The sequence below is a fragment of the Knoellia sp. 3-2P3 genome (assembly GCF_029223115.1).
Taxonomy (GTDB): domain Bacteria; phylum Actinomycetota; class Actinomycetes; order Actinomycetales; family Dermatophilaceae; genus Pedococcus_A.
This window is the reverse complement of sequence record NZ_JARGZE010000001.1, coordinates 1-17377: the sequence shown is the minus strand read 5'-3', so window position 1 is coordinate 17377 and position 17377 is coordinate 1. Positions and strand designations below refer to the sequence as shown.

The following is a 17377-nucleotide window of genomic DNA, read 5'->3' as shown; positions in this document are numbered from 1 at the left end:
CCGATGGTCCGCTACTCGCTCCTGCGCATCCTGATCTTCTTCGGCGTCATGGCGGCCCTGTGGCTGCTCGGCCTGCGCGACCGCGACGAGCAGCTGCTGCTGCTCGTGCTGTCGGCGCTCATCTCCATGGCGATCTCGGTTGTGGTCCTCAAGCGCTTCCGTGAGGACTACAGCCAGCAGCTCGCCGAGCGGCTCGAGCGCCGGGCGCAGGCCAAGCAGGAGCAGCGCAGCGCCCGCCCCGTCGGCTCCGACGAGCAGGCCGAGGACGCCGAGGACGAGACCCACGACAACGGTCCCGTCGAGTACCGCTAGGCGAGAGCCAGCCCCGCGGCCAGCAGCACGGCATACGCGACCTCGAAGAGGCCGGTGGCCGCGAGCACGGCGACGAGGTCGCGGCCCGTGGCGCCCGAGCGCACGACCTGCAAGGGGCGCCACGCGAGGCCGAACGCCGGCAGCGCGATGAGCGCCAGCGGGTGGGTGAAGGCGATGCCCACCAGGGCCAGCAGCGCCACGAGGAGCAGCGCGGCATACAGGAGGCGGGTGCCACGGTCGCCGAGCCGGACTGCGAGGGTGTTCTTGCCGGTCGCGCGGTCGGTGGGGATGTCGCGCAGGTTGTTGGCCACGAGGATGGCCGAGGCGATGGCGCCCACCCCGACGGCGCCGAGCACGCCGACGCCGGTGACCTCGCCGGCCTGGGTGTAGAGGGTGCCGAGGGTGGCCATCAGCCCGAAGAACACGAAGACGTAGACCTCGCCGAGGCCGCGGTAGCCGTAGGGGTTGTCGCCACCGGTGTACTTCCACGCGGCGAGGATGGCCAGCGCGCCGAGCGGGATCATGATCCACGCGGCGCTCAGGGCGACCAGGGCGAGTCCGACCAGCGCGGCGAACCCGAAGAACGAGAACGCCATGAGCTTGACGTTCTCGGGGTCGGCCTTGTGCTGGCCGACCAGCCGCACCGGCCCGACGCGGTCGGCGTCGGTGCCGCGGATGCCGTCGGAGTAGTCGTTGGCGTAGTTGACCCCGACCTGGAGGCACACCGAGACGACGAGGGCCAGCAGGGCGAGGGCGAGATCGGCCTGGTCGACGGCGGCTGCGGCGCCGGTGCCGACGACGACGGGGGCGATGGCGGCGGGAAGGGTGCGGGGGCGGGCGCCCTCGATCCACTGGGCGATGGTGGCCATGGGTGTGCTGGTCTCACTCGGGTTGTGCGAAGGGTGGGCGACGCCACGACGCTGTGACGGGGGTGCCCTGCTGGTGGCAGGTGCTGGTTACAGGTTACGGAGGAAGTCGGGATCGTCGTCGGGGCCACGCGGGGCGGAGGGGCGCTGACCTGGCCCGCGGGTCGGCCGCTGCCGGCGAGGCCGGCCGGCGAGGAACCACGCGAGGGGCCCGGCGATCGCGAACAGCAGGATGAGGAAGACCCAGATGAGCTTGGGGAGGTTGCGCACGCGGCTCTCGTCGGTCTGGATGCAGTCGACCACCGCGTAGACCGTCAGGGCGATGCCGAGGAGCCAGGGCAGCACGCGCAGCATGAGCCAATCGTGTCACGAACCGCTGGCGAGCAGGGCACGCAGGGTGGACCTGTCCGGCTTGCCGGGACCACGCAGCGGCAGGGTGTCGACGACGGCCACACGTCGGGGCAGGGCGTGACCCGGCAGGACCTCGCGCACGCCGTCGCGGACCTCCTCCAGCGTCGGGGCCGCGGCGCCGTCGGCGAGCACCAGGGCGGCCGCGACGGCCTCACCCCACTCGGGGTCGGGCACCCCGACGACGGCGCACTCGGCCACTTCGGGCAGGTGCTCGACCAGCGCCTCCTCCACGAGCCGGGGGGCCACCTTGAGCCCGCCGGTGTTGACGAGGTCGTCGAGCCGGCCGTCGACGTGCCAGCGGCCGTCGCCGTCCTGGTGGCCGACGTCGTCGGTGGCGAACCAGCGGGTGCCGTCGGCGTCATGGGTGAAGGCGGCGGCCGTCAGGTCGGGGCGGCCCAGGTAGCCGACAGCGAGGGTCGTGCCGCCGAGGTGGAGACGGTCCTCGGCGTCGACGCGCACCCGGGTGCAGTCGAGGGGGTGCCCGTCGTAGACGCAGCCGCCGGCGGTCTCGCTCATCCCGTAGGTCGTGGTGACGCGTACCCCGGCCTCGGCCGCCCGGGCCAGGAGCGCTGGCGGACTGGCGGCGCCACCGAGCAGCACGGCGTCGAACCGCCGCAGGGCCTCGGACCCGTCCTCGTCGGCAAGGAGACGGACCAGCTGGGTCGGGACGAGCGAGGTGTAGCAGCGCTCGCCGTCGAGGGCCCTGGAGGCCTCGGCGAACGCCTGCGTGGTGAAGCCGTCGGCGAGGTCGACCGCCACCGGCGTCGTGCCCGCCACCAGTGACCGCACCAGCACCTGGAGGCCGGCCACGTGGTGGGCCGGCATGGGCAGCAGCCACTGGCCGGGTCCGCCCAGGCGCTCGTGGGTGGCGGTGGCGCTCGCGGCCAGGGCTGCGGACGTGAGCATCGCGAGCTTGGGGTTGCCGGTTGAGCCCGAGGTGCCGACGACCACGGCGAGTCCCTCGGGCAGGTCCCCAGCCTCGCCGGGCACGGCAGGCGGGCGGGTGCCCGCGGCATACGGCAGCACGGCAGGCCCAGCCGCCAGAGCCGCGCGCAGGGACGGCACCACCTGCAGCGCCGCGGTCCCGGAGGGCACCTCGAGCAGGTGCAGGCGCTTCACGGGGTCAGGGTATGCCGCAGAGCCGTGCATCTGGACGCCGCCCGGCGCGGGGGCCACCATGGGGTTCGTGGACCTGGAGTTCGCCGACTACCTCAAGCGGGTGCGGGCGCACCGCGCGGAGCTGCGGGACTCGGTGGCGGCCGTCGATGAGGCGCTCGCTGCCCCTGTCGCTCGGCAGGACGCGTGGCTCGACCGGGTGCGGACCGCGCTCGGTGAGCTCGCCCACGACTTCCGCGTCCACATCGACCTCACCGAGGGGGAGGGCGGACTCTACGCGGACGTGCGCCGCACGTCGCCACGCCTCTCCGGCCAGGTGCGACGGCTCACCGACGAGCACATGCGGTATGCCGCGCACCTCGACAGCCTCCTCGCGCGGCTCGACGGGGCCGGGCCGGTCGGAGACCTGCTCGCCTTCCGCGAGGAGGTCACGGCCCTGATGGGCCAGCTCGTGCGGCACCGGCAGGCGGGGGCCGATGTGGTGTTCGAGGCCTACGAGGTCGACATCGGCGGGTCCGAGTAGTGCGGGGCCGGGGGCTCAGGCCACCGCGAGCAACGCGGTGACCGCCACGGCGGCGGTCGCCACGATCTCGCCGATGCCGGCCTGCTTGGGGGACAGGCCGAACGCCGGGGCGACGGCGGCGCGCACCGTGAGCAGGGCGAAGACCGCGACCATGGCCCCTCCCACCGGGATGAGGGCGAGGGTGGCCAGTGAGTGGAAGCCCACCGACAGCCAGTAGTGCCGCTCGCTGCCGCGCTCGCGGATCAGGGTCTTGACGTAGAGGACGGTGCCCGCGAAGTAGCCCGCGAGGACGGCGGTGAGGAGCCAGGCCGCGGCCCAGTCGGTGCCACCGCCGGCGTCGTAGGCGACGAGCGTCATGAGGCACGAGCCGGTGGCGGTCGCCAGGCCGCTGATCAGGGCGCGCTCGTGACGGGTGGCGGAGGCGGTGAGCCCGATTCCCAGCGGCGGCACGAACAGCGGCGCCCAGAGCGCCAGGCCGGGGTCCATGACGAGCGCCAGTGCGCCGAGCAGGGCGCTCGCGACGCCGTAGACGCGCACCGGCGGCAGGTAGCGCCGCTTGCGCCGCGACTTCAGCCACAGGCCGGTGGCGAAGAAGGCGAAGTACCCGACGAACCAGAACGCCGTCAGGGGCAGGTGCACCCAGCGCGGCTCGCTGGCGATGATCCCGACCAGCAGTGGGGTGGCGAGCATCGCCCAGGCGCCGTGCTGGTTCGGCACCCAGCCCGGCGACCGCTTCCTGGGCCGGCGGGTCGGCCGGGCGGGTGCGCCGGTCCTGCCATCCGGCTGCCTCGTGGCTGCTCGAGGACTCACGGGGGAATATTAACCCGGGATTGACCGTGGAAAATCAGGCGGCCAGGTCGAGGAGGTGCTGGTACTCCGCCTCCAGCAGGCTGGCGGGCGGGCCGCTCGGCGCCCGGGCGAAGGTCTCGAGCACCGGTGGCGCCGAGTCGGAGTAGGCGTGGTCCGTCGGGGTGGTGACCCGGACGGTATGGGGATGTCGCTCCTCGGGCGGCGGGCCGGCTGCTGCGCTGCGCCAGCCCGGGCCTTCCTTGGTGAGGTTGCAGGCGGCGCACAGGCCCTGACCGTTCTCGGCGGAGGTGTCGCCGCCGGACGCGCTGGGCCGGACGTGGTCCGCGTGACGGATGGGCGCGCCGCACCAAGGGGTGCGGCAGGACTGGTCACGGTGGACCAGGAAGCGACGAAGCTGCCCGTCGAAGAGCCGACGGTGCGAGTCCATCGCGACCAGCGTCCCGTCGCAGGGAGGGCTGTAGAGCCGGCGGAGCCAGGTCTTCGCCCTGAGGGTGCACCCCTCTTCGGTGTCGCTGCGCAGGAGGTCTCGGGCGAACGCCGCTGGCACGACAGCTCCCGGCAGGCCAGGGGTGTGGAGGTGAGCGGGCGTGGAGGCGCCGGTGAGGAGCGCGGCGTCGGTCATGACGAGCCCGACCTCGATGCCGACGTCGTCGGGCCGGACCTGACCGGTCGGCCGCTCCACGAAGGTGTCGGCCCTGGCCTGGTCGCGCGAGCGCTCGTCCCCTGAGGCGTTCGCCTCACCCGCGGCAGCCTGCAGGGCCTGCCCACACCGCCACCCCCTGGGCCACGGGCACGAAGCCGGTGACCCGCGCCATCGCGTCCGGCGCCGGGCGGATGCTGACACGCCGGTCGCTCTCCGCGCCCCGGATCCGACGCAGGGGCGACTCGGGGTCGAGCTCGTAGGCCAGCGCTCGGGCCGCCTGCTCGACCTCTCGGTCGCCCATGGTGGGTAGCCGGTGGGCGAGGCGGGTGTCGACGGCGGACCGGTGCTCGGCCGACAGGGTGGCCGTCTCGCGGGCGAGGATGGTCGCGTGCCACTCGGTGGTCTCGCCGCGGGCCAACACCTCGAGCGCGTGCGGCATCTCGCACGAGTGCCTTCGCCAGGCCGAGGTGGCGACCTCCCCGCGCCGGGGAGTTCCGTCGGGCCAAGGCGATCTGCGCACCGACCCCTGCGTCCCGCTTGCGGGCCGGCGCCCCGGCCGCGGTCTGGGCCTCCCGCTGCGAGGCGTCGAAGTCGACGCTCACGCGCGCCCGGGCCGCTGCGGCCGCCCCCTTGAGTCGTTCGAGGACGGCGATCTGGCCGATGCGCCCGGTGTCGTCGACGTCGCGGTCCATGGCAGCGAGCCGCGAGACCCACGTCTCGACCTCCGCTGCCGTAACCGACGACTCCGACACTTCGAACATGTGTACGACACTAGCGCCGGGGTGCGATAGTCCTCCCGCGTCGTCCACAGCGCCGGCGGCCGCGAGCCGGGAGCGGGCCGCGCGGCATACGGGGTCCTCAGAAGTACCAGGGGAAGGGTGACCAGTTGGGGTCGCGCTTCTCGAGGAACTGGTCGCGGCCCTCGACGGCCTCGTCGGTCATGTAGGCGAGCCGGGTCGCCTCCCCGGCGAACACCTGCTGGCCCATGAGCCCGTCGTCGGTGAGGTTGAAGGCGAACTTCAGCATCCGCTGGGCCTGCGGGCTCTTGCCCATGATCTCGCGCGCGACCTGCAGCGCCTCGTCCTCGAGCGAGGCGTGGTCGGCGACGATGTTGACCGCGCCCATCCGGTGCATGTCCTCGGCCGAGTAGGTGCGGCCGAGGAAGAAGATCTCTCGGGCGAACTTCTGGCCGACCATCTTGGCGAGGTAGGCCGAGCCGTAGCCGCCGTCGAAGGAGCCCACGTCGGCGTCGGTCTGCTTGAACCGGGCGTGCTCGCGCGAGGCGATGGTCAGGTCGCAGACGACGTGCAGGCTGTGCCCGCCGCCGGCGGCCCAGCCGTTCACGACGGCGACGACGATCTTGGGCATCGTGCGGATGAGCCGCTGCACCTCGAGGATGTGCAGCCGTCCGCCCATCGCCTTCACCCGCGCCTGGTCCACCGTGTCGGCGGTCTCGCCGGAGGCGTACTGGTAGCCGGAGCGGCCCCGGATCCGCTGGTCGCCACCGGAGCAGAAGGCCCACTTGCCCTCCGACCCCGTGCCCGCCGGACCGGGGCCGTTGCCGGTGAGGAGGACGCAGCCGACGTCGGGCGTCATGCGGGCGTGGTCGAGGGCGCGGTAGAGCTCGTCGACGGTGTGCGGGCGGAACGCGTTGAGCACCTCGGGCCGGTTGAACGCGATGCGGACGGCGCCGACCTCCCGTGCACGGTGGTAGGTGATGTCGGTGAAGTCGAAGCCCGGCACCTGCTCCCACGCCGCCGGGTCGAACGTCTCGCTCACGCTGCTCTGCTCACTCACCCGCGCGAGCCTAGCCGGGCGCTGAGACGGGTATGCCGCGTGGCTGCGTCCCAGCCGCCCCTGCGAAACGAGACACCGCTGTGGATATCTCGGCGGCGAGGTCGGGCCCTCCTGTGACAGTTGGTTGGACCGAGCGACGAGGGCGTCGCCGAGGCGAGAGGGGTGGAGCTGATGGAGTACAGGGAGTCGCAGGGTGCTGGGGCGACGGGCCGTCCGGTGTCGCATCTGGCGGACTGGCGGGGCAGGCCGCCGCGGGAGATGGGCCACGACGACGAGGTTTTCTACGGCCGGCTCCACGGTGGCGACTACGACGACAGGTATGACGCCGAGTGCGACGACAGGTACGACGAGTACGGGCGGCGCGTCGGCACGAGCACCCTCGGAAGGATGACGGTGCTCGTGATGATGGACGACCAGGTCGTCGACGTCATGAAGCGCTCGGTGCAGGGCAGCGGTTACGAGTGCGCGGCGCTCGAGCTCGGGCGGGGGAAACCGGAGCCGGTCGAGGTTGCTCCACCGCCGCCGGAGCAGCCCCGCCACGAGCGCGAGCTGGGCTGGCTGGCGCGCCTGGTCGGAAGCCACGAGGTGTTGGACGGGCTGTCGGTCGAACCACTGCCCGGCGACGAACCGCTCGAGCTGTCGGCGGTGCCGGTCCGCCTTCGCGAACGGGTGCAGGTCATCAGCGAGCAGGTCGACGACGTGGCGGCGCGGCTGTTCGACGACGAGGTGCGCACGGCCTGCCGGCGACTGCTGGTGCGCGCCGTTGCGGCCGAGCCCGGCCTGCTCCGTGAACCGTCCCGCGACGAGGTGGTCCCCGCTGCAGTGCTCTGGGCGGTGGGCAAGGCCAACGACCTGCTTGGACCGGGCCGGGTGATGCCCGTCTCCGCCATCACTGCGTTGTGCGGGCTGAAGTCGGCGCCCACCGAGCGCGGCAAGGCGTTCGCCCACGCGGTCGCGGGCCCGCGAGGTGTGCGCTTCGGGCGGTACGGCTACGGGGCCGACCCGGACGTGCTCGAGCTCGGGTCCGCCGACCTGCTCGTCTCCCGTTTCCGCCGCCAGCTCGTGGGGCTGCGGGACCTCGCCCTCGCGGAGCAGCAACGACTGCGAGCGGGATGACCGACTGGGACGGCTGACCGGTGGCGGGTCTCACCGCGGCGTCATAGCGTCCGGTCATGGCTCTGCGCTGGTACTCCGTCGTCGTCGACTCCCACGACATCGCCGCTCAGGCTCGCTGGTGGGCGGAGGTGCTCGACTTCGTGATCGTCTACGAGGACGAGCACGAGGTCGCCGTCATCCCCAAGCACCTGAGCGTCGACCCCATCACCGACGCGAAGGAGTGGATGCACCAGCCGCAGGGCCTGGTCTTCGTGCCGGTGCCCGAGGGCAAGACGGTGAAGAACCGCCTGCACATCGACCTCGCGCCCCACACCAGCCAGGACCGCGACGCCGAGATCGCCCGGCTGCTCGAGATGGGCGCGACGAGGGTCGACGTGGGCCAGAGCGCCGACGTCACGTGGACGGTGCTCGCCGACCCGGAGGGCAACGAGTTCTGCGTGCTCTCCTCGCGCGACCGCTGACCCGGCAACGCGAGACCCGGCCACGCCGGACCCTGCCGCGCCCGACACAGGCGCCACACCCGGCCACAGCGGTCTCTGTGGTTGTGCCCGAGATGAGGGGTATGCCCCGAGTCGGTAGCGTGACCCGGAATGTCAGCGCCGACTGGAGGAGACCCAATGGCCACGCAGACCTCGACGCCTCAGGACGAGGCGACCAGACCCACCTGGAAGCTCGTCGGCCCCGGACTGGTGGTCGCGGCCACCGGTGTCGGCGCGGCCGACCTCGTGGCCACCCTCATCGCCGGCAGCAAGTTCGGCTACGCCCTGCTCTGGACGGTCGTCGTCGGCGTCGTCATGAAGATCGTGCTGGTCGAGGGTGCCGGGCGGTACTCGCTCGCCACGGGCGACACCATCTACGAGGGGTGGACCCGGCTCGGGAAGTGGACTCACTGGTACTTCGGTCCCTACATCGTCATCTGGGGCTTCGTCTACGGGGCCGCAGCGATGGCGGGCACCGGGTTGCCGCTGCACGCCCTGCTGCCCTTCCTCCCGGTCGAGGCCTGGGGCATCCTGTCCGGCCTCGTCGGCCTGGCGCTGGTGTGGTGGGGCCGCTACTCGCACTTCGAGATGGTCTGTGCCGCCCTGGTCGGTGTCATGTTCGTGACGATGGTCGGTGCCGCCCTGCTCACGCTGCCCAACCTCCCGGAGCTCCTCAAGGGGCTGGTGCCGATGATCCCGGACGGCGGCCTGGTCAACGTGCTGTCGCTGGCCGGCGGCGTCGGCGGCACCATCACGCTGGCGGCCTACGGCTACTGGATCCGTGAGAAGGGCTGGACCACCCCGGGCCACATGCGGGTGATGCGCATCGACAACACCGTCGCCTACGTCGTCACCGGCATCTTCGTGCTCGCCACCCTCATCGTCGGTGCCGAGCTGCTCTACTCCGCCAAGATCGCCGTGGCGACCGGCGACAAGGGCCTGCTCGACCTCGGCAACGTGCTCGGCGACCGCTACGGGGTCTGGGCCGGCAAGGTCTTCCTCGTCGGCTTCTGGGCCGCGGCGATGTCCTCGCTCGTCGGCGTCTGGAACGGCGTCTCGATGATGTTCGCCGACTTCGTCGGCCACATCCGCGGCCACGGCGCCGACCACCCCGACAGCCGGCTCGGCGGCAGGTACTACAAGGCCTACATCCTGTGGCTGACCTTCCCGCCGATGGTCATGATGTTCCTCGGCAAGCCGGTCTACCTGATCCTGGCCTACGGCGTGCTCGGCGCGTTCTTCATGCCGTTCCTGTCCGTCACGCTGCTGTGGCTGCTCAACAAGAAGCACGTGCCGGCGCAGTGGCGCAACAAGGTCGCGTCGAACGCCGTCATGGTGGTCATCGCCGCAGCCTTCATCGCCCTCGCCGTCAACGAGCTGCAGAAGGCCGTGCGCGGCGCCTGACGTGGTTGGCTGGCGCCCATGAGCACTGACCCGCAGCCCGGCCCGGACACCGTCGACCTCGACGCCGTCCTGGCCGGGCTGCGGGCTGTCGCCATCCCGATGCGGGTGCGCTTCCGCGGCGTCACGGTCCGCGAGGCCGCCCTGGTCCGGGGTCCGTTCGGCTGGGGCGAGTTCTCGCCCTTCCTCGAGTACGAGCCGCCGGAGGCCTCGCGCTGGCTCGCCTCCGCGGTCGAGTCCGCCTGGCACGGCTGGCCCGAGCCACGGCGCGACACCGTCCCGGTCAACGCGACGGTGCCCGCGGTACCGGCCGAGCAGGTGCCGACGGTGCTGGCCCGCTTCGACGGATGCCGCACCGCCAAGGTCAAGGTGGCAGAGCGCGGCCAGGTCCTGGCCGACGACGTGCGCCGCGTGGCCGCCGTGCGCGACACGATGGGGCTCGAGGCGCGTATCCGGGTGGACGCCAACGGCGCGTGGGACGTCGAGCAGGCCCGCGACGCGCTCGGCGCGCTCGCGGCATACGGCATCGAGTACGCCGAGCAGCCCTGTGCCACCGTGCCCGAGCTCAAACGGCTGCGGGTCGCCCTGGCCCGGGCAGGGATCGACGTGCCCGTCGCCGCGGACGAGTCGATCCGCAAGGCCGAGGACCCGCTGCTGGTGGCCCGCGAGGAGGCCGCCGACCTCGTCGTGGTCAAGGTCGCCCCGCTCGGCGGCGTGCGGCGGGCGCTCGAGGTCGTGCAGGAGTGCGGCCTACCCGCCGTGGTGTCGTCCGCGCTGGACACCTCGGTCGGAATGGCAGCAGGTCTCGCCCTCGCCGCCGCGCTTCCCGAGCTGCCCCACGCCTGCGGGCTCGGCACCGTCGCGCTGCTGGAGGGCGACGTCACCGCCGACCCGCTGACACCGCGCAGCGGGGAGCTGGCGGTGCGGCGCGTCGACGCCGACCCCGACCTGCTCGAGCGCTGGGCCGTCCCCGAGGACCGGCAGGTCTGGTGGCGTGATCGGGTGCGCGCCTGCTGGGCCGAGCTGCAGCGCTCCCGCGGAAGCGCGTGACGACAGGACGGGTCCGCCTCCCGGCAATACAGTCGGGGTCGTGAACATCGTCTTCGTCGAGCCCGGCTTCCCGGCGAACCAGCGACGCTTCGTGCACGCGCTCGCCTCGGTGGGAGCCAACGTCATCGGCGTCGGCGAGTCCGACGAGGGGGCGCTCGGCGACGAGCTGCGCGGTGCGATGGGCGGCTACTACAAGGTCGGCTCGGTCACCAACGTCGACGAGATGACCGAGGCCGTGCGCTTCATCCAGTCCCGTCTCTGGGTCGACCGGCTCGAGGCCACCGTCGAGGCGCACACGATGCCCGCCGCCCAGGTGCGCGAGGCCACCGGCATCCCCGGCACCAGCGTGCGCACGACCTGGCTCTGCCGCGACAAGCCCTCGATGAAGGAGGCGCTGCGCCAGGCCGGCGTGCCGACCGCGGCGTCGGCCGCCGTCGACTCGGCCGCACAGGCACACGACTTCGCCGAGCGGGTGGGCTACCCGCTGATCCTCAAGCCCCGGGCCGGCGCCGGCGCCCAGGGCACGACCCGCGTCGACTCGCCGCAGGAGCTCGACCAGGCCCTCGGCGTCTTCGGAGGGGAGGGGGCCGCCTCCATCGCGATCGAGGAGTTCGTCGAGGGCCACGAGGGCTTCTACGACACCATCGCCATCGACGGCCACGTCGCCCACGACTGGGTCACCCACTACTACCCCAACGTCCTCGAGGCGATGCGCCACCGCTGGATCTCGCCGCAGTTCGTCACCACCAACCGCATCGACGACTCGCCCTTCTACGGCGAGGTGCGCGCCCTCGGCCAGCGCGTCATCGAGGCGCTCGGCATCGGCACCTCCGCCACGCACATGGAGTGGTTCCACGGCCCCAAGGGGCTGCGCTTCTCCGAGATCGGCGCCCGCCCGCCCGGCGTCGGCTGCTGGGACCTGTACTCGGCGAGCAACGACGTCGACGTCTACCGCGAGTGGGCGCACGTCATCACCCACGGCACCACCGACCAGCCCATGCGGCGCCCCTACTCGGCCGGCATCGTCGCGCTGCGGCCGGACGCCGACGGGCAGATCCGCGGCTACAGCGGCATCGAGGAGATCCAGGCCCGCTACCGCGACTGGATCATCGACGGGCACTTCCCGCCCGAGGGGCACCCGACGCAGCCCGTCGAGGCCGGGTACATGGCCAACGCCTGGGTGCGGATGCGCCACCCCGACTACGACACGCTGAGGGGCATGCTCGACGACGCCGGCCGGACGATCCACGTCTACGCCGGCTGACCCTGTGGCGACCACCGTCCTGCTGGGCCCGCAGCGGTTCATGACGACCGCGGGCTCGACGCTGCGGGCGCTCGAGGTGCAGGGCCCCGTTGCCACCATCACGGCCGGCTGGGAGGAGCGCGAGGACCAGGACGACGAGCTGAACCAGGTGCTCAACGGCCGGAGCCGCAACCTGCGCCTCTACCACCGCATGTTCGACGTGCTCGGCAAGGACGAGCCGTTCGCGGCGGCCGCGCTGGCGTTCCGCGACCGCCACGACGAGCTCCAGTCCTTCTACCGGCTGCGCCTCGAGATCGCGATGCAGGGCGTGTATGCCGTGCAGCGCCGGACCTCCTCGCACGGCACCGGTGCGGTGGCGCTCGCCGACGCCGTCGAGGCGGTGCGCCGGCTCGACGAGTGGTACTCGGCACGGCTGAAGTACCTCTACCGGGAGCTCGACGCCCAGACGTCCGCCGCCGAGAGCGAGGTCATCTCCTGGCACCGGGGGGAGCTGGCCGGGATGCTCGCCGACTGCGCCGCGCTGGTCATCACCGGCGGGCACGTCGGCACCCTGTTGCGGGCGCTGCGGCTGTTCGCCCTGCCGATCGGCGAGGACCTGCCGGTCATCGCCTGGTCGGCCGGCGCGATGGCCCTCACCGACAGGGTGGTGCTCTTCCACGACCACGCACCGCAGGGTTCCCACGAGGCCGAGGTCTACGACCGGGGCCTGGGACGGGTGCCCGCGGTCATCGCGCTGCCGCACGCCCGCCGTCGCCTGCGGCTCGACGACCGCTCCCGCTGCGCGGTGCTGGCCAGGCGCTTCCCGCACCACCGGCTGGTGCTGCTCGACGACGGCACCTCGGTGGTCTTCGACGGCGGTGGGGCGGGCGCGGACGGCGGGCACGCGGCATACGGCCCCCTCCCGCACGGCGTGCGGGTGCTGACCGCCGACGGCGTGGTGCAGGAGGTGGTGGCGCCGTGAGCGAGCGGCGGATGGCGATCAACCGGCTGCGCGAGCGGCTGCCGGTCGACGGCGCGGCGGTCGACCGCTTCGTCAGCCGGCACGGCTCGCCCATCGTCGAGGGGGAGCGGGCGACGTTCCTCTTCCGCGGCGAGGTCGACGGCGTGTACGTGCGGCACCGCGTCGTCGGGCTGCCGGACCCGCTGGAGATGCGCCGGCTCGAGGGCACCGACCTGTGGGCGGCCAGCACCGTGCTGCCCGAGGGGTCGCGCGTGGAGTACCAGCTCGAGACCCGCCGTGGCGAGCACCACGAGCGCTTCAACGACCCGCTCAACCCTCGGGTGGCCCACAGCCCCATGGGGTCGAGCTCGGTGTGCGCCGCGGTCGGCTACGAGGTGCCCGAGTGGGTGCACCACGACCCCGAGGCCCGGCCGGGCGACCTGCACGAGGAGGTGCTGCGCAGCAAGGCGTTGCGCCGCGACCAGTCCGTGCACCTCTACCTGCCGGCGCGGTTCAACCGGGCGATGCGCTACCCGCTGCTGGTGGTGCACGACGGCACCGACTACCTGAACTTCGCGGCGATGAGGACGGTGCTCGACAACCTCATCCACCGGCTCGACATCGCGCCGATGGTGGTCGCGTTCGTGCCGCCGCGCGACCGGCTCAAGGAGTACCCCAACCACGCGCCGCACGCGCGCTTCATCGCCCGTGAGCTCGTGCCGCGGCTCACCGAGCAGCTCCCGCTGCTCGACGCCCCCGAGGGGCGGTGCCTCATGGGCAGCAGCTTCGGCGGGATCGCGTCGCTGTCGACGGCGGTGCGCTACCCGGGCCTGTTCGGCTCCCTGCTGCTGCAGTCGGCGTCGCTCGTCTTCACCGACATCGGCTTCGAGCACGGCGGCGGCCCCTACTTCGACCCGGTGGTCAAGTTCGTCAACCGCTACCGGGCCCGCCCGACCCGGCCGGTGGAGCGGATGTTCATGAGCTGCGGCACCTACGAGCCGCTCATCACGCCGAACCGCTCGATGGTGTCGGTGTTCCGCTCGGCGGGGGTCACCGTCAACTACACCGAGGCTCGCGACGGCCACAACTGGGAGAACTGGCGCGACCGGCTGCGGGACGGCCTGTCGTGGGTGTTCCCAGGACCGCAGAAGTACGTGTACGAGTAGTCAATGGCCCCTGCAGGAGGGAACGCACGTGAAGGTCACCGAGCGCTGGTACTCGCACCGCATGCACCGCGACATCACCCTGACGCGGTGGGGCCACTACGGCGTGCCGGTGCTGCTGTTCCCGACCGCAGGGGGCGACGCCGAGGAGGTCGAGCGCAACCAGCTGGTCGCCCACGTGTGGCCGCTGGTCGAGGCCGGCCGCGTGAAGGTCTACTCGTGTGACAGCGTCGCCGGCATGGCGCTGGTCCGCCGGGAGGGCTCGCCCGAGCACCGGATGTGGCTGTTCAACCAGTTCCACGACGCGGTGGCCCACGAGGTGGTGCCGGCGATCCACGCCGACGCACGCGGCCCGCACCCGATCGTCGCGGCCGGCTCCTCCATCGGCGCCTTCAACTCGCTCGCCATGATCTGCCGCTACCCGCACCTGTTCGGCGCCGCCGTCTGCATGAGCGGCACCTACCGGCTCGACGCCCTCATCGGGGGTCCCGTCACCGAGGACCTCTACTACGCCTCACCGCTGCACTTCCTGCCCGGCCTGGAAGGGCCACTGCTAGAGGAGCTGCAGCGCCGCTTCGTCGTGCTCGCCACCGGCACCGGCGAGTGGGAGGACATCGGGGAGTCGTGGGCGGTGGCGCACGTGCTCGGCTCCAAGCAGGTGCCCAACCGCGTCGACGACTGGGGACCGCAGTACCCGCACGACTGGCACACCTGGTGGCAGATGCTGCCGGTCTACCTCGACGAGCTGGTGCCGTGACGGCTGGCCCGGCCACCGACCTGCGCGAGCGGCTCGCCCACGCGGTGGACCACGGTATGCCGCGGGCGCGCGCCGACCTCGAGGACCTCGTCGCGTTCCGCTCGGTTGCCAACCCCGACATCGAGCCCGCCGACGAGTGCCACCACGCGGCAGCCCTCGTGGCCTCGCTGCTGGTGGAGGAGGGGTTCGACGAGGTCGACCAGCTGCCCGCGCCGGACGGCTCGACAGCGGTGGTGGCCCGCAGCCGGGGTCCTGAGGGTGCTCCCACTGTGCTGATGTACTCGCACTACGACGTCGTGCCCGCGGGGGATCTGGCCGCCTGGCACACCCCGCCGTGGGAGCTCACCGAGCGCGACGGGCGGTGGTACGCCCGGGGAGCCGCCGACTGCAAGGGCAACCTCGTCGCGAGCCTGCTCGCGCTGCGGGCGGTGGCGTCGGTCTGCGGCGAGTGGCCGGTGGGGGTGGCCGTGCTGTGCGAGGGCTCCGAGGAGCAGTCGAGCGGTGGCATGGAGGCGCTGGCGCGCGAGCGCCCCGAGCTGGTGCAGTGCGACGCGTTGCTGCTGGCCGACACCGGCAACGTCGAGCTCGGGGTGCCCACCGTCACGACGTCGCTGCGCGGCACGGGCAGCGTCCTGGTCACGGTGCGCACCATGGCCAGACCGGCCCACTCGGGCATGTACGGGGGAGCCGTGCCCGACGCGCTCCAGGCACTGCTCATGGCGCTCGCGAGCCTGCGCGACGAGACCGGTGAGACGACCGTCGACGGGCTCGTGCACGACGGCACGTGGCAGGGGGCGCCCCTCGACCCCGAGCGCCTGCGCGCCGACGCCGCACTGCTCGACGGGGTCGACCCCCTCACCGGTCGAGGCGCCACGGCTGCCGACCTGCTGTGGGCGCGGCCCGCCGCCACGGTGCTGGCCATCGACTGCCCGCCGGTGTCGCAGGTGACCGCCGCCGTGCAGGGCGAGGCGCGGGCCGTGGTGAACCTGCGGGTGCCGCCGGGCACCGACGCGGCGCACGCGCAACAGCTCCTCATCGACCACCTGGTGCGGCACACGCCGTTCGGGGCGCACGTCGACGTCCGTCCGGTCTCGCTCGGCCAGCCGTTCGCGGCACGCACCGACGGGCCGGCATACCGGGCCCTGGCTCGCTCGATGAAGGCGGCGTTCGGCCGTGACACGGTCACCACGGGTCAGGGCGGGTCCATCCCACTGGCCACGGCCCTCGCCGAGCTGGTGCCCGACACCGAGATCCTGCTGGTCGGGGTGGAGGAACCGGGCTGCCACATCCACGGCCCCAACGAGAGCGTCCACCCCGACGAGCTGCGGCGCACCGCCATCGCGCAGGCGCTGTTCCTCGCCGACCTCGGCGGGCTGCTGGAGGAGGGCGAGCGGTGAGCGTGCGGTGGGTGTGGCTCTTCCTCGACCTGCCCGAGCAGTGCTTCGAGACGGCGCTCGCCTTCTGGCAGCAGGTGGCCCGCAGCGGGCTGTCCCCCTGGCGCGGGGAGCACCGGGAGTTCGCCACGCTGCTCCCGGCCGACGGTGACCCGTGGCTGAAGTTGCAGCGGGTCGGCGGCGACGGCGGCATCCACCTCGACCTCGACGTCGAGCAACCGCTGCCGGAGGCCGCCGAGCGGGCAGTGGGCCTCGGCGCCGCTGTCGTCGGGGACTTCGGCGACGTCATCGTCTGCCGGTCGCCGGGCGGCTTCGTCTTCTGCCTCACCCGCTGGCCTGCGGAGGAGTCCGCGCGCGGCCAGGCCCGCGCCGGCGCCGAGAGCCTGATCGACCAGGTCTGCCTCGACGTGCCGTCGAGTGGGTATGCCGCCGAGCTCGCCTTCTGGTCGCAGCTCACCGGTTGGGCCGTTGACGACCCCGACCCCGACGACGAGTTCGCGCGGCTGGCCTGGCCGAGCGGCATGCCCGTGCGGTTCCTGCTCCAGCGGCTCGACGAGCCCCAGGGGACCGTGCGCGGGCACGTCGACCTCTGCGCCGTCGACCGTGCGGCCGAGGTCGAGCGCCACCGCGCGCTCGGGGCCCGGGTGGAGGGCGAGGGGCGCGGCTGGACGGTCATGCAGGGCCCGGCGGGACACCGGTACTGCGTCACCGACCGGGATCCGCGCCGGGGGCCGTGACGGGCTGCTGCGGACCAGCGGTGCCTGGGAGCCGTATGCCGTGCGCGCGAGCCGGACGCGGGACATGCCCGCGGCCTGAATCTGGACATGTCTGCGGCCCCGCCGGGGTTGGCGGGGTGTGGGGCGGGGTCACGCTGGCTCCTGCGCGGCGCATCTCGCGAGGAGCTCGTCGTAGGAGCCTCGGGTGAGGTCCCACTCGACCCGTTCGCCGTGCGCGTCGCGGACGACCCGGCCGGCGTAGCGGCGGGTGTGCACGATGGTGTGGTGCCGCTCGCACAGCAGGGCGGCGTTGCCCAGGTCCGAGGGGCCGAGGTCTGCCCAGTGGACAAGATGATGAGCGTCCGCCCACTGCGGCGGGGCATCGCAGCCGGGGTAGGTGCAGCCGCCGTCGCGGAGCCAGAGCCGTTTGGTCTGGGCGTCGGTGAAGTACCGCTTCTCCAGGCCCCAGTCCATGACCTCACCCTTGCCGTTCAGGACGATGGGGATGACGGAGCCGTCGCAGCACAGCCGCCGCACGGTCTCCGGGGCCAGGTGGGTGCCGGCGTCCAACCCGCCCAGGGTGGTGGCCGCCCCGAGCCCGTCGCGCAAGGACTCCCAG

20 protein-coding genes are annotated in these 17377 nt (G+C 72.8%); 12 read left to right on the top strand and 8 right to left on the bottom strand.

Features of this window, described 5'->3' with window-relative positions; all coding sequences use genetic code 11:
* Positions 1-3 precede the first annotated feature (3 nt).
* Positions 4-312 carry a DUF4229 domain-containing protein gene (locus P0Y31_RS00100; RefSeq protein WP_275866062.1) on the top strand — a complete coding sequence of 103 codons (309 nt, stop codon included), beginning with the start codon at positions 4-6 and terminating at the stop codon, positions 310-312.
* Here P0Y31_RS00100 and P0Y31_RS00095 read toward each other — a convergent pair.
* The 3 genes from P0Y31_RS00095 to menE all read right to left on the bottom strand — a co-directional run bounded on the left by P0Y31_RS00095 (position 309) and on the right by menE (position 2708).
* The gene (locus tag P0Y31_RS00095) at positions 309-1181 is read right to left on the bottom strand and encodes a 1,4-dihydroxy-2-naphthoate polyprenyltransferase (RefSeq protein ID WP_275866061.1); all 873 of its coding nucleotides are present in this window, start codon (positions 1179-1181) and stop codon (positions 309-311) included. The two genes, P0Y31_RS00100 and P0Y31_RS00095, sit on opposite strands and share 4 nt — an antisense overlap.
* Positions 1182-1268: 87 nt before the next feature.
* Entirely contained in the window at positions 1269-1532 is a 264-nt protein-coding gene (locus tag P0Y31_RS00090) for a PLD nuclease N-terminal domain-containing protein (RefSeq protein ID WP_275805141.1), read from the bottom strand.
* A gap of 12 nt (positions 1533-1544) precedes the next feature.
* Entirely contained in the window at positions 1545-2708 is a 1164-nt protein-coding gene (gene menE / locus P0Y31_RS00085) for an o-succinylbenzoate--CoA ligase (protein WP_275866060.1), read from the bottom strand.
* A gap of 67 nt (positions 2709-2775) precedes the next feature.
* On the opposite strand from menE, the gene P0Y31_RS00080 reads away from it, so the two are divergent.
* Complete coding sequence (locus P0Y31_RS00080; RefSeq protein WP_275866059.1) at positions 2776-3228, top strand: hemerythrin domain-containing protein; 453 nt, start codon at positions 2776-2778, stop codon at positions 3226-3228.
* A gap of 15 nt (positions 3229-3243) precedes the next feature.
* Here P0Y31_RS00080 and P0Y31_RS00075 read toward each other — a convergent pair whose 3' ends face one another.
* The 4 genes from P0Y31_RS00075 to P0Y31_RS00060 form a co-directional block, all read right to left on the bottom strand.
* Entirely contained in the window at positions 3244-4038 is a 795-nt protein-coding gene (locus P0Y31_RS00075; protein ID WP_275866058.1) for a YwiC-like family protein, read from the bottom strand.
* 34 nt (positions 4039-4072) lie between these two features.
* Positions 4073-4720: an HNH endonuclease gene (locus P0Y31_RS00070; RefSeq protein WP_275866057.1), complete on the bottom strand. Its 648-nt coding sequence runs from the start codon at positions 4718-4720 to the stop codon at positions 4073-4075.
* A gap of 55 nt (positions 4721-4775) precedes the next feature.
* Positions 4776-5120, bottom strand: a complete 345-nt coding sequence (locus P0Y31_RS00065; protein WP_275866056.1) for a DUF222 domain-containing protein — start codon at positions 5118-5120, stop codon at positions 4776-4778.
* A 419-nt stretch (positions 5121-5539) separates the two neighbouring features.
* The gene (locus P0Y31_RS00060) at positions 5540-6478 is read right to left on the bottom strand and encodes a 1,4-dihydroxy-2-naphthoyl-CoA synthase (protein WP_275866055.1); all 939 of its coding nucleotides are present in this window, start codon (positions 6476-6478) and stop codon (positions 5540-5542) included.
* Between the two features lie 216 nt (positions 6479-6694).
* Between P0Y31_RS00060 and P0Y31_RS00055 the strand changes: the two genes are divergently transcribed.
* The 10 genes from P0Y31_RS00055 to P0Y31_RS00010 all read left to right on the top strand — a co-directional run bounded on the left by P0Y31_RS00055 (position 6695) and on the right by P0Y31_RS00010 (position 16779).
* Positions 6695-7594: a hypothetical protein gene (locus tag P0Y31_RS00055; protein ID WP_275866054.1), complete on the top strand. Its 900-nt coding sequence runs from the start codon at positions 6695-6697 to the stop codon at positions 7592-7594.
* Positions 7595-7650: 56 nt separating this feature from the next.
* Positions 7651-8055, top strand: a complete 405-nt coding sequence (locus tag P0Y31_RS00050) for a VOC family protein (RefSeq protein ID WP_275866053.1) — start codon at positions 7651-7653, stop codon at positions 8053-8055.
* A 156-nt stretch (positions 8056-8211) separates the two neighbouring features.
* Positions 8212-9477, top strand: a complete 1266-nt coding sequence (locus P0Y31_RS00045; protein WP_275866052.1) for an Nramp family divalent metal transporter — start codon at positions 8212-8214, stop codon at positions 9475-9477.
* An 18-nt stretch (positions 9478-9495) separates the two neighbouring features.
* Positions 9496-10524: an o-succinylbenzoate synthase gene (locus P0Y31_RS00040; protein WP_275866051.1), complete on the top strand. Its 1029-nt coding sequence runs from the start codon at positions 9496-9498 to the stop codon at positions 10522-10524.
* A 40-nt stretch (positions 10525-10564) separates the two neighbouring features.
* Positions 10565-11788 carry an ATP-grasp domain-containing protein gene (locus P0Y31_RS00035; protein WP_275866050.1) on the top strand — a complete coding sequence of 408 codons (1224 nt, stop codon included), beginning with the start codon at positions 10565-10567 and terminating at the stop codon, positions 11786-11788.
* A 4-nt stretch (positions 11789-11792) separates the two neighbouring features.
* Positions 11793-12749: a Type 1 glutamine amidotransferase-like domain-containing protein gene (locus P0Y31_RS00030; protein WP_275866049.1), complete on the top strand. Its 957-nt coding sequence runs from the start codon at positions 11793-11795 to the stop codon at positions 12747-12749.
* Positions 12746-13894, top strand: a complete 1149-nt coding sequence (locus tag P0Y31_RS00025) for an alpha/beta hydrolase-fold protein (protein WP_275866048.1) — start codon at positions 12746-12748, stop codon at positions 13892-13894. Before P0Y31_RS00030 ends, P0Y31_RS00025 begins: the two co-directional genes overlap by 4 nt.
* 28 nt (positions 13895-13922) lie before the next feature.
* Positions 13923-14648, top strand: a complete 726-nt coding sequence (locus P0Y31_RS00020; protein ID WP_275866047.1) for an alpha/beta hydrolase-fold protein — start codon at positions 13923-13925, stop codon at positions 14646-14648.
* Positions 14645-16045, top strand: a complete 1401-nt coding sequence (locus tag P0Y31_RS00015; protein WP_275866046.1) for a M20/M25/M40 family metallo-hydrolase — start codon at positions 14645-14647, stop codon at positions 16043-16045. The genes P0Y31_RS00020 and P0Y31_RS00015 overlap by 4 nt, the downstream gene beginning before the upstream one ends.
* Positions 16042-16779 carry a VOC family protein gene (locus P0Y31_RS00010; protein ID WP_275866045.1) on the top strand — a complete coding sequence of 246 codons (738 nt, stop codon included), beginning with the start codon at positions 16042-16044 and terminating at the stop codon, positions 16777-16779. The genes P0Y31_RS00015 and P0Y31_RS00010 overlap by 4 nt, the downstream gene beginning before the upstream one ends.
* A 129-nt stretch (positions 16780-16908) precedes the next feature.
* On the opposite strand, the gene P0Y31_RS00005 is transcribed toward P0Y31_RS00010, so the two are convergent.
* A partial coding sequence (locus tag P0Y31_RS00005) for an HNH endonuclease signature motif containing protein (RefSeq protein WP_275866044.1) occupies positions 16909-17377 on the bottom strand: 469 nt, incomplete at its 5' end.